Annotated in this window: 25 protein-coding genes; all 25 read right to left on the reverse strand. The window is 57.4% G+C overall.

Going from position 1 to position 14001, the window contains the following annotated elements:
- Nucleotides 1-12 precede the first annotated feature (12 nt).
- Entirely contained in the window at nt 13-762 is a 750-nt protein-coding gene (map, locus tag IEW09_RS11695) for a type I methionyl aminopeptidase (protein ID WP_188554291.1), read from the reverse strand.
- A 2-nt stretch (nt 763-764) separates the two neighbouring features.
- Entirely contained in the window at nt 765-1505 is a 741-nt protein-coding gene (locus IEW09_RS11700; RefSeq protein ID WP_229739254.1) for an adenylate kinase, read from the reverse strand.
- Between the two features lie 4 nt (nt 1506-1509).
- Entirely contained in the window at nt 1510-2919 is a 1410-nt protein-coding gene (secY, locus tag IEW09_RS11705) for a preprotein translocase subunit SecY (protein WP_188554292.1), read from the reverse strand.
- A gap of 90 nt (nt 2920-3009) precedes the next feature.
- Entirely contained in the window at nt 3010-3471 is a 462-nt protein-coding gene (gene rplO / locus IEW09_RS11710) for a 50S ribosomal protein L15 (protein ID WP_188554293.1), read from the reverse strand.
- 102 nt (nt 3472-3573) lie between these two features.
- Nucleotides 3574-3768: a 50S ribosomal protein L30 gene (gene rpmD / locus IEW09_RS11715; protein WP_188554294.1), complete on the reverse strand. Its 195-nt coding sequence runs from the start codon at nt 3766-3768 to the stop codon at nt 3574-3576.
- Nucleotides 3769-3772: 4 nt separating this feature from the next.
- Nucleotides 3773-4279 (reverse strand): 30S ribosomal protein S5, encoded by a 507-nt coding sequence (rpsE, locus tag IEW09_RS11720; RefSeq protein ID WP_308420548.1) that lies wholly within the window; start codon nt 4277-4279, stop codon nt 3773-3775.
- A 45-nt stretch (nt 4280-4324) separates the two neighbouring features.
- Nucleotides 4325-4690, reverse strand: coding sequence for a 50S ribosomal protein L18 (gene rplR, locus IEW09_RS11725; RefSeq protein WP_188554296.1), 366 nt, complete (start codon nt 4688-4690; stop codon nt 4325-4327).
- A 104-nt stretch (nt 4691-4794) separates the two neighbouring features.
- A complete protein-coding gene (rplF, locus tag IEW09_RS11730) occupies nt 4795-5334 on the reverse strand; it encodes a 50S ribosomal protein L6 (protein ID WP_188554297.1) in 540 nt (179 codons plus the stop codon).
- Nucleotides 5335-5443: 109 nt separating this feature from the next.
- Nucleotides 5444-5842 (reverse strand): 30S ribosomal protein S8, encoded by a 399-nt coding sequence (gene rpsH, locus IEW09_RS11735; protein WP_188554298.1) that lies wholly within the window; start codon nt 5840-5842, stop codon nt 5444-5446.
- Between the two features lie 166 nt (nt 5843-6008).
- Nucleotides 6009-6194, reverse strand: coding sequence for a type Z 30S ribosomal protein S14 (locus IEW09_RS11740; RefSeq protein WP_179489546.1), 186 nt, complete (start codon nt 6192-6194; stop codon nt 6009-6011).
- Nucleotides 6195-6251: 57 nt separating this feature from the next.
- Complete coding sequence (gene rplE / locus IEW09_RS11745) at nt 6252-6800, reverse strand: 50S ribosomal protein L5 (protein WP_188554299.1); 549 nt, start codon at nt 6798-6800, stop codon at nt 6252-6254.
- A gap of 96 nt (nt 6801-6896) precedes the next feature.
- Nucleotides 6897-7226, reverse strand: a complete 330-nt coding sequence (gene rplX, locus IEW09_RS11750; RefSeq protein WP_188554300.1) for a 50S ribosomal protein L24 — start codon at nt 7224-7226, stop codon at nt 6897-6899.
- A 90-nt stretch (nt 7227-7316) separates the two neighbouring features.
- Nucleotides 7317-7688, reverse strand: coding sequence for a 50S ribosomal protein L14 (gene rplN / locus IEW09_RS11755; RefSeq protein WP_188554301.1), 372 nt, complete (start codon nt 7686-7688; stop codon nt 7317-7319).
- Between the two features lie 83 nt (nt 7689-7771).
- A complete protein-coding gene (rpsQ, locus tag IEW09_RS11760; RefSeq protein ID WP_188554302.1) occupies nt 7772-8116 on the reverse strand; it encodes a 30S ribosomal protein S17 in 345 nt (114 codons plus the stop codon).
- Between the two features lie 3 nt (nt 8117-8119).
- Entirely contained in the window at nt 8120-8395 is a 276-nt protein-coding gene (gene rpmC / locus IEW09_RS11765) for a 50S ribosomal protein L29 (RefSeq protein WP_188554303.1), read from the reverse strand.
- A gap of 24 nt (nt 8396-8419) precedes the next feature.
- Nucleotides 8420-8854, reverse strand: coding sequence for a 50S ribosomal protein L16 (gene rplP / locus IEW09_RS11770; protein ID WP_188554304.1), 435 nt, complete (start codon nt 8852-8854; stop codon nt 8420-8422).
- Between the two features lie 86 nt (nt 8855-8940).
- A complete protein-coding gene (gene rpsC, locus IEW09_RS11775) occupies nt 8941-9615 on the reverse strand; it encodes a 30S ribosomal protein S3 (protein WP_158910038.1) in 675 nt (224 codons plus the stop codon).
- 91 nt (nt 9616-9706) lie between these two features.
- Nucleotides 9707-10234, reverse strand: a complete 528-nt coding sequence (rplV, locus tag IEW09_RS11780; protein WP_188554305.1) for a 50S ribosomal protein L22 — start codon at nt 10232-10234, stop codon at nt 9707-9709.
- 44 nt (nt 10235-10278) lie between these two features.
- The gene (gene rpsS / locus IEW09_RS11785) at nt 10279-10566 is read right to left on the reverse strand and encodes a 30S ribosomal protein S19 (protein WP_188554306.1); all 288 of its coding nucleotides are present in this window, start codon (nt 10564-10566) and stop codon (nt 10279-10281) included.
- Between the two features lie 86 nt (nt 10567-10652).
- Nucleotides 10653-11477 (reverse strand): 50S ribosomal protein L2, encoded by an 825-nt coding sequence (gene rplB, locus IEW09_RS11790; protein ID WP_188554307.1) that lies wholly within the window; start codon nt 11475-11477, stop codon nt 10653-10655.
- Nucleotides 11478-11576: 99 nt separating this feature from the next.
- Complete coding sequence (locus IEW09_RS11795; protein WP_188554308.1) at nt 11577-11870, reverse strand: 50S ribosomal protein L23; 294 nt, start codon at nt 11868-11870, stop codon at nt 11577-11579.
- The gene (gene rplD / locus IEW09_RS11800) at nt 11870-12547 is read right to left on the reverse strand and encodes a 50S ribosomal protein L4 (RefSeq protein WP_188554309.1); all 678 of its coding nucleotides are present in this window, start codon (nt 12545-12547) and stop codon (nt 11870-11872) included. The genes IEW09_RS11795 and rplD overlap by 1 nt, the downstream gene beginning before the upstream one ends.
- 94 nt (nt 12548-12641) lie before the next feature.
- Entirely contained in the window at nt 12642-13370 is a 729-nt protein-coding gene (gene rplC, locus IEW09_RS11805) for a 50S ribosomal protein L3 (protein WP_188554310.1), read from the reverse strand.
- A gap of 54 nt (nt 13371-13424) precedes the next feature.
- Nucleotides 13425-13742: a 30S ribosomal protein S10 gene (rpsJ, locus tag IEW09_RS11810; protein ID WP_013581294.1), complete on the reverse strand. Its 318-nt coding sequence runs from the start codon at nt 13740-13742 to the stop codon at nt 13425-13427.
- 132 nt (nt 13743-13874) lie between these two features.
- Nucleotides 13875-14001, reverse strand: a 127-nt coding sequence (locus IEW09_RS11815) for an EF-Tu C-terminal domain-related protein (protein ID WP_505661219.1), incomplete at its 5' end; no start/stop codon positions are given.

Genomic DNA, 14001 nt, shown 5'->3' on the forward strand with positions numbered 1-14001 from the left:
TGGGCAGATTTCCTAGCGGGTAAGCACCCGGGGACCATCTTTTGTGATGGCAACAGTATGCTCAAAGTGGGCGCTGTAGCTTCCATCGACGGTCACAGCGGTCCATCCGTCCTTCAGAACTCGAACTTCCGGGCCTCCCGCATTGATCATCGGCTCGATGGCGAGGACCATGCCTGCCTTGAGACGGGGGCCTTTTCCTGCGGTGCCGAAGTTGGGAACTTGGGGGTCTTCGTGCATGGATTTGCCGATGCCGTGCCCCACAAAGTCACGGACGACCCCAAAACCAGCGGCCTCGCACATCTGCTGAACGGCGGCGGAGATGTCGAAGAGGCGACCACCTACTTGGCATTGCTGGATGGCAGCTTCGAGCGAAGCATTGGTCACGTCAAGGAGCTTTTGCGTCTCGGGGCTGACCTTGCCTACCGGATAGGTTACGGCAGCGTCGGAGTAAAAGCCGTCAATAATGACGCCGCAGTCGATGGAGATAATGTCCCCTTCGTTGAGAACACGTTTTTCGTTCGGCATTCCATGCACGACCTCGTTATTGACCGAGGTGCAGAGCGCTGCTGGGTAGCCGTGGTAACCCTTGAATGCTGCGATTCCGCCGAGCTCCGCAATCTTGCGGACGGCGACATTCTCAAGATCCATCGTGGTAGCGCCCGGCTTAACGAAGGGCGCAATAGCATCGTGGACCTGGCGGAGGGCCTTGCCGGAGATCCGCATCTTCTCGATCTCTGCGGGCGATTTGATAAGTATGGCCATTGTTATAACTTAGGGTTCGATCCGCGCAACGCCTTCAACGCAGTGATAATGCTTTGCGATACTTCCTCAACAGCGGGCTCGCCACTGACCTCGCGGAAGCGATTGCTTGCGCGATAGTGCTCGATCACCGGTGCAGTCAGAGACTCGTACGCCTTCATTCGTTCGACAAAAGCCTCTTCCGTATCATCGCTGCGATGCTGAAGGGAACTTCCATCGATATCGCAGACGCCCGGTTTCGCCGGCGGATGCGAGTAGATGTTATAGATGTGCTTGCAGGCCAAACAGATTCGCCGCCCAGTGATGCGACGGAGCAGCTCGGCCTCATCGACGCGAATGTTGACTGCTACCAGCGGCGGTGTCTCACGGAAGATAGGAAGATGAGTGTCCAGCCACGTTGCCTGAGCAAGGGTGCGGGGAAATCCGTCGAGGATATAGCCAGCGTGGACGTCATCCGCTGTGAGGCGAGCCTGCACCATGTCGTTGACGATCTGGTCAGGGACGAGTTGCCCCTTATCCATCAACCCCTTTGCGGTCTTGCCCAGCTCGGTTCCCTTCGCAATGTTCTCGCGCAGAATATCTCCGGTAGAGATCTGCGGAATACCGAAGGTGGCCATGAGCAATTGGGCCTGCGTGCCTTTACCTACTCCGGGCGCGCCTAAAAGGAGTACCGGCCCAGGCAGAAATGTGCTGTATGCCGGGGCCGGGGAATGATGAGCTGCGGAATCGCTGGTCAATGTCGGCACTTCCCTACCAGCTCTTGCGGCCACGAATACGACCGCTCCGTGGAGAGAAGCCCTCGTAGTGGCGCATAACCAGTTGAGCTTCGATCTGCTGCACAGTATCCATCGCCACACCGACGACGATCAGAAGTGATGTGCCGCCGAAGTAGAAGCTAACACCAAGACCATTCGTTACCCAGGTCGGCATCCTGTCGAAGATTCCGCCGATCAGCCAAAGATGGTTGAAGTGAATACCGCTGATGAGCAGCATCGGGATGAGCGAGATGATCACCAGGTAGACGCCGCCAACCAGCGTGATGCGGGTGAGGACGTCGTTGATAAAGTCAGCAGTGCGCTTGCCGGGACGAATGCCGGGGATAAACCCGCCATACTTACGCATATTGTCTGCGATGTCATCGGGACGGAAGACAATCGAGATATAGAAGTAGGCGAAGAAGATAATCGAGACGCTGTAGAGGAAGACGTACCACGGCTCACCTGGTCCTAGGGCGCGGAAGAGCGGCCCGAAGAACGGCGAATCGTGCAGCGAATAGCCGAAGATGCTGGCACCAGAGAACAGCAGCGGCGCAGAGAGGATCGATGCGGCGAAGATGACCGGCATAACACCGCCGGAGTTGACCTTCAACGGAAGATGCGTCGACTGACCACCCATCATCTTGCGTCCGACAATACGCTTGGCATACTGCACCGGAATGCGGCGCTCCGCCTTTTCCACGTAGACGATGAAAGCCACAACAGCGAGCATTCCACCGATGAGAACGAGCAGGGCGAAAGGAGTGAAGGCACCCCAGGTTCTGTCCACAGCCTTCTGCCAGAGATCACCGATGCCGGCAGGCAGGCCGACGACGATACCGGCGAAGATAAGCAAGCTCATACCGTTGCCAATACCGCGTTCCGTGATCTGTTCACCCAGCCACATAACGAAGCCGGTTCCAGCAGTCAGCGTCAACACGCAGAGCGGAACGAACAGCCCCTTGGAGATGGTGACCATCGACTCGCCGGTGGAGGTATTGGTGAGGGTCAGCGCGATGGCGAAAGACTGGACAACACCCAGCATGATCGTGACATAGCGGGTCCACTGCGTAATCTTGCGGCGTCCGAGTTCACCTTCCTTCTGCAGCTTTGCCAGCGGCTCATAGATGACAGTGAGCAACTGGAAGATGATGGAGGCGGTGATGTACGGCATGATGCCGAGGGCAAAGACAGTCAGCTTGCGCAGGTTTCCGCCCGAGAAGAGGTCAACCAGCCCGAGAGATGACCCGGCGTTCTGATTGAAGTACTGCGCCAGCATGTCTGCATTGATGCCGGGGGTGGGGATGTGCGACCCGAGGCGATAGACGGCCAGCATGGCAAGCGTGAAGAGGACGCGCGTACGCAGATCGCTGATACGGAAGATGTTTGCGAATTTCTCGAACATCGGAGACTGAACCTCGGGATGAAACCTTGCTGCGGATGAACCGGCAGGCAAAGACATCTGCCCTTGCCTGCCACTGATTCTAAATGCTGCTTAGCCGATCAGGACGGCCTTACCGCCTGCCTTTTCGATCGCTTCCTGTGCCGTCTTGGAAAACTTGTGCGCGTGAACGGTAACAGCAGTCTTCAACTCACCGTTGTTGAGGACTTTGATAAGTCCCTTCTTTTTGCGCAGAAGGCCAAGAGCAACGATCTTGTCGAGCGTGAACTCGGTCTCGTTGGAGGCGGCGTTGATCTCGGCGATACGGTCAAGGCCAAGCACCTGGTACTCGACGCGGAAGATGTTCGTGAATCCGCGCTTGGGCAGACGACGGTGAAGGGGCATCTGGCCGCCTTCGAAGCCGCGCATGAGGCTCGAACCTGAGCGCGAACCCTGGCCCTTGTGACCACGGCCGGAGGTCTTACCGATGCCGGAACCCATACCGCGGCCGACGCGCTTCTTGTTCGAATTTGCCTTTTTGGGGGCGCGGAGATTGGAGAGATTACGAATTGCCATTGTTTCCTCGCTTAACGCCGGCCAGCTCGTTGGCTGGTCGACTCGCATTTAATTTGCCCTTATGGGCTTGAAATCTTGTTCCGTCGATCCGTTTGTCGATGACTACTCGACGACGCGAACGAGATGTGGAACCTTTGCCACCATGCCACGAATGGACGGCGTGTCTTCGCGCTCTACGATCTGGTTGAGACGGGTGAAGCCGAGGCCCTTGATAACGAGCTTGTGCTTGACCGGGGTGCAGATCTTGGAACGGAAGTACTGCAGCTTGATTTTGGCGGTTGTGTTGGTATCAGCCATTGGATTAAAGCTCCTCTTCTGCTTTGCCGCGCAAAGCGGCGACTTCGGCCTTGTTGCGAAGCTGGATGAGAGCATCGAAGGTGGCCTTAATAACGTTGTGCGGGTTGGCGGTGCCGAGCGACTTCGTGAGCACGTTCTGAACGCCGGCGGCGGTCATCACAGCGCGAACCGTCTTGCCGGCGATGACGCCGGTACCTTCTGGAGCCGGCTTCAACATCACCTGGCCTGCGCCGAAGTGGCCCAAGACCTGGTGAGGAATCGTGCTCTCGGTGAGGTTGACCTTATGCAGGTTCTTCTTGGCCGCTTCGATCCCCTTGCGAATGGCCTGGGGAACTTCCTTGGCTTTGCCCGAACCGTATCCGACCACGCCTTCGCCGGGATCACCGATGACGACGAGAGCGGCAAACGACATGTTCTTACCGCCTTTGACGACCTTGGTGACGCGATTGATGGAAACGACTTCATCCTTCAGGTTGAGCCGGTTCGCGTCGATTTTTTTCTTCATTGCCATAATGTCCTAATCCAGCTTTCTGGCTGCCGCTTGGGCGCCTAATCCTTAGAAATCGAGTCCAGCTTCGCGAGCAGCATCGGCGAGGGCCTTGATGCGGCCGTGATACAGATAACCGCCACGGTCGAACACAATCTTCTTGATGCCCTTCTCCTGCGCGCGCTGAGCGATAAGCTTGCCCACCTCGGCAGCGGCAGCAATGTTGCCGCCGTAGTTCTTCTCTTCGCTCTTCTTGCCCATCGAGGAGGCCGAGGCAATAGTGACGCCGTTCTGGTCGTCGATGAGCTGCGTGTAGATGTGGTTGAGCGAGCGATAGACGTTGAGACGCGGGCGCTCGGCAGTGCCGGACATCTTCTCGCGGATACGCGTGTGGACGCGCTTGCGGATAACGTTGCGTTGACGGGAGTTGATCATAATCTGCTTTCCTTCCTAGTAGCGTCGCCAGAGTGCCGACGACGTTCGGTCTTATTACGTTGCGCGGGACAGAACCGAAATCAAGGCTCTGTCCCGCGAATACTTTACTTCGCTCCGGTCTTACCAACCTTCTTCTTCAGCTTCTCACCGGTGTAGCGAACGCCCTTGTTCTTATACGGATCAGGTTTACGGAGGGCGCGCATATCGGCAGCAACCTGGCCGACCTTCTGGCGATCAATGCCGGAAACCGTCAGGTGGGTCTGCTTCGGGTCGATCGCAACTTCGATGCCCGTGGGCAGAGGAAACTCGATCGGGTGCGAGTAGCCAAGGGTGAAGACAACCATGTTCTTTCCCTTGAGCTCGACACGGTAACCGATGCCGACGACATCCAGCTCTTTCGCCCAGCCAGCGGTTACGCCGGTGACAGCATTGAAGACAAGCGCACGGGCGAGACCGTGAAAGGCAGCCTGCTTGTCATTCTGACGCTCAACGAGAAGATTGCCGTCCTTCTGGACCAGGGTGATTCCGGTGGGAAGCAGTGCGGAGACCTTGCCCTTGGGTCCTTCGACGAGAACGGTGTTGCCATCGACGGTGTACTTAACTCCGGCGGGCATAGGAATCGGCTTTTTGCCAATACGTGACATTTCTAAATCCTTCTTGTGGCTTGCGAGTCGCAGGCTCGATGCCTGTTCCACTGCAGCCGGGGAGCCTGAGGCTCAAATACAAAAACGACAAAATCTGGTTTATTTTTCTTTACCAGACTTCGCAGAGAATCTCACCGCCAACACCTTCACGGCGAGCCTGACGGCCGGTCATAACACCCTTGGGGGTGGTCATGATGGAGATACCGAGGCCACCCTGCACGCGACGAATCTCATCGCGGCCAAGGTATACGCGGCAACCGGGACGCGAGACGCGCTGCAGGTCGCGGATGACGGCTTCGTTGTTCGGGCCGTACTTGAGATAAACACGGATGACCTTCTGGCCGTTCTCTTCCGTAGGCTTGTAGTTCGCGATGTAGCCCTCTTCCTTGAGGATGCGGGCAATCTCGGCCTTGAGCTTCGAGGCGGGAACGTCAAGCTTCTGGTGGCGCGCACGGATGGAGTTGCGGATGCGGGTCAGAAAGTCTGCTACTGGATCGGTGAGGTTCATTCATTCTCCTTCATCCCCCGTTCGCTCACGAGTGTCTCTCGCGAGAACCAGCGGGGATGTTTGTTGCGGTAAATCTTCCAGACTTCTGCACCCTAAGCCGAAGCTCGAATGAGGTCTCTGAAAGGAACGTGCGGCACAAAGCCGTACGCGAGTAGATAAATCTATTCTACCAGCTTGACTTGACGACGCCCGGAATTTCTCCCTTGAGCGCAAGACCGCGGAAGCAGAGACGGCAGACACCGAACTTGCGCAGGAAAGCGCGAGGGCGGCCGCAGATCTGGCAGCGGTTGTGCTGACGGGACTTGAACTTCGGTTTCTTTGCGTCTTTGACGCGCTTTGCAGTAGTTGCCATGTTTATTCTCTATCCTTACAAACTTGTTTAAGGCCCAGAGGCCCGGCTATGTGCTGATTACGCTCCAGCGCGGAAGGGCATTCCAAAACCCTTCAGCAGAGCACGGGCTCCGTTATCGTCCTTGGCCGTCGTGACGATGGTGACGTTCATACCCTTGAGCTTGTCGACCTTTGCGTAGTCAATTTCGGCGAAGATCAACTGATCGCGCAGACCGAGGGTGTAGTTGCCACGGCCATCGAAGCTCTTCGAGGAGACGCCGCGGAAGTCGCGGACGCGAGGAAGCGCGATCGAGACGAGACGATCGAGGAACTCATACATATTGTCGCCGCGCAGGGTAACCATCGCGCCGATGGGCATGCCTTCGCGCACTTTGAAGGCAGCGATGGACTTCTTGGCCTTCGTGGTCACAGGCTTCTGGCCTGCAATGGCAGCGAGATCGGCGATGAGCGGATCCATGATCTTGACGTTCTGTGTCGCTTCGCCGAGACCCATGTTGATGACGATCTTCTCGAGCTTGGGAATCGCCATTGCGTTGGTGATGTTCAACTCTTTGGCGAGCGCTTGCTTGATCTCTTTTTCGTACTTCTCTTTGAATCGTGATGCCATGATTGCTTTTCGCTTTCTCCACGGTTGCCGGGGTGGGGTCTTCTCCGTCTACCGATGCGTGGGGTGAACCGTTGAAACAGGGTTAGTGGATAAAATTTACTTCTTCTTCTCAGCGATGTTGTTGCCGCTCGCCTTCGAGAAGCGAACCTTCTTGTCGCCTTCAAGACGTGTGCCGACGCGGGTCTTGTTGCCTTCGCCGTCGACCAGCATCACGTTCGAGATGTGGATCGGCGACTCCTGCTCGGCGATGCCGCCCTGAATGTTGCGCTGGGGGTTGGGCTTGAGGTGCTTCTTAATCATCATGACACGCTCGACGAGGACGCGGTCCCTGTCGGCGATGACGCGGATGACTTTACCGCGCTTGCCCTTGTCTTTACCGGCGATCACTTCGACGGTGTCGTTACGCTTGATCTTGATGCCTGCCATAAAACTTAGCTCCTGGCATTCAGCCTTGGCTGTTTGCTGTAAACAAATTCTCTTACATGCTGCTGTCCGGCCAGAAGCCGGGCGCTGAAACTAGATGACCTCAGGAGCAAGCGAGACAATCTTGAGAAACTTCTTCTCACGAAGCTCGCGGGCCACGGGGCCGAAGACGCGGGTGCCGACCGGCTCGTTGGCGTCGTTGATGACGACAGCGGCGTTCTGGTCGAAGCGGATATACGTTCCGTCGCGACGGCGATACTCCTTGCGTGTGCGCACGATCACTGCCTTTACTACTTTACCCTTTTTTACGGTTCCATCGGGGGAGGCTTCTTTGACCGCAGCGGTGACAACATCGCCGAGGCCGGCCTTCTTGCCGAGACCGCCACCGAGGGGCAGGATCACCTGCAACCTGCGTGCGCCGGAGTTATCGGCCACGTCAAGGATAGTTCTCATTTGTACTGACATCGTTCATCTCCTGGTGAAACGGCCTGGGGCTCGTGCCCCTTATGGCTAATCTCTTTTTATGGAGCAACAGGCTCCATGCACAGCTACTTGGCTTCTACCGCAGTCGTCTTCTCTTCGGCAAGCTGCGACAGCGAGGAGCGGCGAACGATCTCCTCAAGCGACCAGCGCTTCAGCTTCGACAAGGGACGGGCTTCGCGGATGCGAACCACATCGCCGACGCGGGCGGAGTTCTGCTCGTCGTGCGCGTAGAACTTCTTGTTCGACTTCATGACGCGCTTGTACTTCGGGTGCGCCTTGCGCATCTCGATCTCGACGACGATGGTCTTCTGCATCTTGGTCGAGACGACGAGACCGACCTTCTCGTTGCGGCGTGAGGGCTGGGCTTCGGCGGAAGTCGCGGCTGCGGTGGTGTTGGTTGTATCTGCCATGAATTAGTCCTTCTTCGCTTTCTTGCGGGCGGTGCGAGTGCTCTTGGCCGGTGCGGCATTGACGCGAACCGGAGCGGCTGCCTTCTCCGCAGCGAGGGTACGCTGACGCTCGACGGTCTTGATGCGGGCGACATCGAGCTTGAGTGTCCGCAGCTTCTTCAGGCCTTCGGTGTTGCCGAGGGTCTTCTGAAAGCGAATGCGGAAGAGCTGCTCGCCGGCCTGCGCCGCTTGCGTCTTGAGCTCGTCATCACTGAGGTTACTGATCTTTTCGAAATCCATTGTCTTTTTCCTTGACTGCTAAAACTACTTGGCCGCAACCGTCGCCTTAACATCGTGGCGCTGGACGAAGCTGGTCTTGAGCGGGAGCTTGTGGGCCGCGAGACGCATGGCCTCTTTGGCCAGCTCCGGGCTGACGCCTTCCATCTCGAACAGGATCCGGCCGGGACGAACCACGCAGACCCAGTGGTCTGGTGCGCCCTTACCTTTACCCATACGGGTTTCGGCTGGCTTCTTGGTGATCGGCTTGTCCGGAAACAGACGCAGCCAGACTTTGCCGCCACGCTTGATGAAGCGCGTCATTGCGATACGGCTGGCTTCGATCTGGCGGTCGGTAATGTAACCGCACTCCATCACCTTCAGGCCGTAATCGCCGAACGAGAGATCTGAGCCGCGCCACGCCTTGCCGCACATGCGGCCGCGCTGCTGCTTGCGATACTTGACCTTCTTTGGCATCAACATATAAAAACCCTCTTACCCTCGGGGGCTCAGGCCCCGTCGCGTTTACTCTGCGGCAGGCAACGGTTGAACCGTGCCCGCCTGAAACCTTACGACGCGAATGCGCCGGTTGTGACAACTTGGTCGCGACGCTTCTTCTGTTCGTAGATGTCGCCACGATAGACCCAGGTCTTGACTCCGATGATGCCGTAGGTGGTGTGAGCCTCGGCGAAACCGTAGTCGATGTCGGCGCGCAGCGTGTGCAACGGCAGACGGCCCTGGAGATACCACTCGGAGCGTGCAATCTCGTTTCCGTTGAGACGGCCGGAGACGCGAACCTTGATGCCCTTGCAACCGAAGCGGAGGGCAGAGTCCACGCTCTTGCGCATCGCGCGGCGGAAACTGACACGCTTTTCGAGCTGGAGGGCGATGTTCTCGGCAACCAGCTGAGCATCGAGCTCCGGCTTGTTGACCTCGAGGATATCGATGAAGACCTCGCGGCTGGTGCGCTTCTGGATGTCAGCCTTCAGCTTGTCGATCTCAGCGCCCTTGCGACCGATGATGATGCCCGGACGTGCTGTGCGAATGATGAGACGCAGCTTGTTGCCCGGACGCTCCACTTCAACGGAGCTGACGCCGGCGGCCTTCAGCTTCTCGCGCAACTCAGCCTTCAGCTTGACGTCTTCGACCAGCAGCTTGTCATAGCCGCGCTCTACGAACCAGCGTGACTTCCACGGCTTGTTGATGCCGAGGCGAAAACCATACGGATGGACTTTCTGTCCCATATCTTCCCTTTACTCCGTGCCCGTTGCCGGTTGAGCCGGTGGGCGGTGAACCAAAACTCTAAGTTTACTAGAAACGGCTACAGGAAGCTGTTTACTTTTCAGTCTTCTTGGTTGCCGTCTTCTTCGCGGCTGCCTTCTTGACTGCGGGCTTCTTCGCCGCGGTCTTGGTGGCTGCCTTCTTCGTTGTCTTCTTCGCTGCCGATGCTGGGGTGGCCTCGGCGGATGCGCTTACCGCATTGGCCGACTTCTTCTCAGCGACAGTAACGATAATGTGTGCGAGCCTGCGCTGATAGCGGAAGGCACGGCCCATTGGGGCAGGCCGGATACGCTTCATGCGTGGACCTTCGTTCGCAACCGCGGTCTTGACGTACAGGTTATCGACGTCAACATCGAGACCCTGCTCTTGCGAGACGTAGTTGGCGTTCTGGATCGCCGACCGCAGAACCTTTTCCACCACCGGAGCCATACGCTTGGTGCTGAAGTGAACGGTGTTGAGAGCCTGCTCGACGCGGAGACCCTTGATGAGGTCGAGAACGAGCTTCGCCTTCTGCGGGCTAGTGCGCTGGAACTTTGCCTCAGCGCGGAACTCTCGGATTTTCTCTGCTACTGCCTTAGCCATGATCTTCTTCCTTGAAGGACAAACAAAAACTCTGCCCGATTTTCTTATTTGGGCTTTGCGGAGGACTCAGTGGCACGCCCCGAGTGTCCCTTGAAGGTGCGGGTGGCCGAAAACTCGCCGAGCTTGTGGCCGACCATATTCTCCGTCACGTAGACCGGAATGAACTTGCGGCCGTTGTGCACTGCAATGGTGTGGCCGACGAAGTCCGGGTGAATTGTGGACCGGCGGGACCAGGTGCGGAGGACCTTCTTGTCGTTGGTCTGGTTCATGACGTTGACCTTGTTCATCAGATGATCGTCAATGAAGGGACCTTTTTTGGCAGAACGTGACATTTGCTAAGCTCCGAATTTCTTGTTGCGATGCTGGATACGACGAATCTCTTAGTTGCGAGACTTGGTGTTGCCTTACTGCGAGCGAACTACTTGCTGCGGCGGTTGACGATAAATACGTCGGTCCGCTTGTTGTTACGGGTCTTGTAACCACGTGTCGGCTGGCCCCACGGAGTGACCGGGTGACGTCCGCCTGATGTCTTACCTTCACCACCACCGTGCGGGTGGTCGACCGGGTTCATCGAGACACCACGGTTTGCAGGACGGATTCCCTTCCAGCGGTTGCGCCCGGCCTTGCCGATGGTGACATTCTCATGATCGGTGTTGCCAACTTGGCCAATCGTCGCCATGCACTCGACCAGCACCTTGCGGGTCTCGCCGGAGGGCAGCTTCAGGAGAGCATATTCGCCTTCCTTCGCAATCAGGTTGACCTGAGCGCCTGCCGAGCGTGCCATCTGCGCGCCCTTACCAGGGCGAAGCTCAATGTTGTGCACGATCGTACCGATCGGGATGTTCTTGAGCGGCAGAGCATTGCCAACCAGGATATCGGCCTCGGGGCCGCTCATGATCGACTGGCCAACCTTCAAGCCAACCGGCTGAATGATGTAGCGCTTCTCGCCATCGGCATAGCTGATAAGGGCGATGCGCGAGCTGCGGTTCGGATCGTACTCGATGGTAGCAACCGTACCCGGAATACCGTACTTCTCGCGCTTGAAGTCCACAATGCGTAGCTTCTGCTTGTGGCCGCCGCCGTGATGACGCATGGTCAGGGCACCGGAGCTGTTACGTCCGCCGGTGCGCTGCTTAACCTTAAGTAGCGGCTTATGCGGCTTGTCCGTCGTCAGGTCGTCGTTGACCAGCTTCGTCGCGAAGCGGAGTGATGGAGTAATCGGTCGAAATGATTTGATCGGCATCGTCTTTATTCCCTTGCCTGTAGCGCTTCTGAATCTCTCAGTGACGCTTCGGTTCCTGAAAATCTGTTGCGTGCGGCGGCTGTTTCCTTACCGGTCGCGTTAGAGGCTGTTGATGTAGTCCGGCATCTTCTCGCCCTCTTTGAGGCGAACGTAAGCCTTCTTCCAGTCAGAGCGATAGCCGGCGAACTTGCCACGGCGGCGCTCCTTACCTTCAACGGTTGCGGTACGGACTCCCGAGACCTTCACCTTGAAGAGGGTCTCGACAGCCTGCTTGACTTCGGTCTTGGTGGCCTTGACGGCAACCTCAAAGACGAGCGTGTTCTGGGTCTCTTTGACGCCCATTCCCTTCTCGGTAATGAGAGGGCGGCGAATTACGGTATAGAGGGTTGGCATTACGCAACCTCCTTCTGGGCAGCGGCTTTGCTGCGCTTCGATACAAACTTCTTGAGCGTCTCCTGCAGGGCCTCAATGGCATCCTTCGAGAAGACGGCATGCTCGTAGCGGAGCAGGTCGTAGGGGTGAACCTCAGAGCTGAGCACAAGCTCAACGCCTTCGAGGTTGCGCGAGCCGAGGTACAGCTTTTCGTCGAGCTTACGGCTGCTCTCAACCAGCAGAGTCGTCTTGCCTGCTTCGAGCTTGTTCAGCGCCGTGCGGAAGAGCTTGGTCTTGGCTTCAGGAACTTCAAAAGAATCCACAACCGTGAACTTACCGTCCGCAATCTTGGCAGCGATGGCCGAGCGGAGCGCGCCCATCAGCTTCTTCTGCGGGAAGGCATACTCATAGCTGCGGGGCTGAGGTCCATGGACCGTACCGCCGCCGCGCCAGAGCGGAGTGCGGATCGAGCCGACGCGAGCGCGACCAGTTCCCTTCTGCTTCCAGAGCTTCTTACCGGCGCCCGAGACGAGCTTGCGGTTCTTGGTGGCAGCGGTTCCCTGACGGAGCGCAGCACGATAGTGCTTGACCGACTCCCAGAGGAGCGCGTCGTTGATCTCGCCTGCGAAGACCTCGTCGACGAGTTCGAACTCACCGACCTTGGTTCCACCGAGATTTACTACGTTGATGTTTGCCATCTTCTTCTCTCTTCGTGCCCACCATCGATGCGGTAGGCCAAAACTTTGTTTAGTAGGCGCCTTATCAAGTTCAAGACGCTCTGCTTATTTTTCTTTACTTCTTCTTCGGTGCAGCCTTCTTGGAAGCCTTCAGAGCGTCCTTCGTTGCGGCACCGGCAAAACCACGACGCTCGCGCGGCGGAGCCTTGGCCTTGGAGATGAGTACATATCCATCACGCGGTCCCGGTACTGCACCTTCGACCAGCAGGAGGTTGTCCTCAAGATCGATACCGCGAATGCGGAGGTTGCGAACCGTGATCTGTGCATGTCCCATGTGGCCGGGCATACGCTGGCCAGGGAATACACGCGATGGGAACGACGATGCACCGATCGAACCCTGAACCTGGAACATGTGACCGTGCGACTTGGGACCGCCGCCGAAACCGTGGCGTCGAATGACGCCTGCAAAGCCACGTCCCTTGGAGGTACCGATCACGTCGACGAACCGCTCATCATTAAAGATGTCGACCAGAACCCGGTCGCCAGCCTTGGCAGTAACTGCCTCACCATCGCCCGTTGCTTCGAGGGCAACTTCTCTGATCTCGCGGACGGGAGGAACATCCGACTTGGCAAAGTGACCGGTCATGGCCTTGTTCACCTTGGAAGCCTTGACGAAATCGACATAGCCGATCTGTGCGGCATCGTAGCCGTCATTCGCCAGCGTCTTGAGCTGGGTGATAACGCATGGGCCAGCCTTGAGCACTGTCACCGGATGAACGTCTCCGCGCTCATCGAAGATCTGCGTCATGCCGACTTTTTTTCCGAGAATTCCTGTTACTGACATTTGAGTTTCCTTTCCTCATCATGCCCGGATCATCCAGGCACTGCCGGGTTAGTGCTACTTCTGAACGGTCTTGATCTCGACGTCGACACCAGCAGGAAGATCGAGCTTCATCAGCGCATCTACCGTCTGCTGCGTCGGCTCGAGGATGTCGATGAGCCGCTTGTGGGTACGAATCTCGAAGGCCTCGCGCGACTTCTTGTCGACGTGGGGCGAACGCAGAACGCAATACTTGTTCTTCATGGTCGGCAGCGGAATGGGACCCGCAACCTGAGCGCCGGTGCGCTTGGCCGTCTCGACGATCTCTCCGGTGGAGGTGTCAAGTACGCGGTAGTCATACGCCTTCAACCGAATTCTGATTCTCTGTCCAGCCATTGTTCTTCTCTCTTCCGTTACTCAAAGATCGTTTGGAGTAGTTGCCGGCCATGAACTTCTACACGAACCGGCAACCCTCGTTAGTCTTGAATTACAACCCGCAAAAATCAGATGCTCTTACCGAAAACTTCTTTACTTGATGATTTCGGAGATGGTGCCTGCGCCGACGGTGCGTCCGCCTTCGCGGATGGCGAAGCGGAGGCCCTTCTCCATGGCCACCGGGGTGTGCAGCGTGATCTCGAGCGAGATGTTGTCGCCC

The organism is Edaphobacter dinghuensis, from assembly GCF_014640335.1.
Classification (GTDB): Bacteria; Acidobacteriota; Terriglobia; order Terriglobales; family Acidobacteriaceae; genus Edaphobacter; species Edaphobacter dinghuensis.

Coding starts and splice junctions, on each gene's coding strand:
- map (WP_188554291.1), bottom strand. CDS start 762: ATGGCCATACTTATCAAATCGCCCGCAGAGATCGAGAAGATGCGGATC.
- secY (WP_188554292.1), bottom strand. CDS start 2,919: ATGTTCGAGAAATTCGCAAACATCTTCCGTATCAGCGATCTGCGTACG.
- rplO (WP_188554293.1), bottom strand. CDS start 3,471: ATGGCAATTCGTAATCTCTCCAATCTCCGCGCCCCCAAAAAGGCAAAT.
- rpmD (WP_188554294.1), bottom strand. CDS start 3,768: ATGGCTGATACCAACACAACCGCCAAAATCAAGCTGCAGTACTTCCGT.
- rpsE (WP_308420548.1), bottom strand. CDS start 4,279: ATGGCAATGAAGAAAAAAATCGACGCGAACCGGCTCAACCTGAAGGAT.
- rplR (WP_188554296.1), bottom strand. CDS start 4,690: ATGATCAACTCCCGTCAACGCAACGTTATCCGCAAGCGCGTCCACACG.
- rplF (WP_188554297.1), bottom strand. CDS start 5,334: ATGTCACGTATTGGCAAAAAGCCGATTCCTATGCCCGCCGGAGTTAAG.
- rpsH (WP_188554298.1), bottom strand. CDS start 5,842: ATGAACCTCACCGATCCAGTAGCAGACTTTCTGACCCGCATCCGCAAC.
- IEW09_RS11740 (WP_179489546.1), bottom strand. CDS start 6,194: ATGGCAACTACTGCAAAGCGCGTCAAAGACGCAAAGAAACCGAAGTTC.
- rplE (WP_188554299.1), bottom strand. CDS start 6,800: ATGGCATCACGATTCAAAGAGAAGTACGAAAAAGAGATCAAGCAAGCG.
- rplX (WP_188554300.1), bottom strand. CDS start 7,226: ATGGCAGGCATCAAGATCAAGCGTAACGACACCGTCGAAGTGATCGCC.
- rplN (WP_188554301.1), bottom strand. CDS start 7,688: ATGTCAGTACAAATGAGAACTATCCTTGACGTGGCCGATAACTCCGGC.
- rpsQ (WP_188554302.1), bottom strand. CDS start 8,116: ATGGCAGATACAACCAACACCACCGCAGCCGCGACTTCCGCCGAAGCC.
- rpmC (WP_188554303.1), bottom strand. CDS start 8,395: ATGGATTTCGAAAAGATCAGTAACCTCAGTGATGACGAGCTCAAGACG.
- rplP (WP_188554304.1), bottom strand. CDS start 8,854: ATGTTGATGCCAAAGAAGGTCAAGTATCGCAAGCAGCAGCGCGGCCGC.
- rpsC (WP_158910038.1), bottom strand. CDS start 9,615: ATGGGACAGAAAGTCCATCCGTATGGTTTTCGCCTCGGCATCAACAAG.
- rplV (WP_188554305.1), bottom strand. CDS start 10,234: ATGGCTAAGGCAGTAGCAGAGAAAATCCGAGAGTTCCGCGCTGAGGCA.
- rpsS (WP_188554306.1), bottom strand. CDS start 10,566: ATGTCACGTTCTGCCAAAAAAGGTCCCTTCATTGACGATCATCTGATG.
- rplB (WP_188554307.1), bottom strand. CDS start 11,477: ATGCCGATCAAATCATTTCGACCGATTACTCCATCACTCCGCTTCGCG.
- IEW09_RS11795 (WP_188554308.1), bottom strand. CDS start 11,870: ATGCCAACCCTCTATACCGTAATTCGCCGCCCTCTCATTACCGAGAAG.
- rplD (WP_188554309.1), bottom strand. CDS start 12,547: ATGGCAAACATCAACGTAGTAAATCTCGGTGGAACCAAGGTCGGTGAG.
- rplC (WP_188554310.1), bottom strand. CDS start 13,370: ATGTCAGTAACAGGAATTCTCGGAAAAAAAGTCGGCATGACGCAGATC.
- rpsJ (WP_013581294.1), bottom strand. CDS start 13,742: ATGGCTGGACAGAGAATCAGAATTCGGTTGAAGGCGTATGACTACCGC.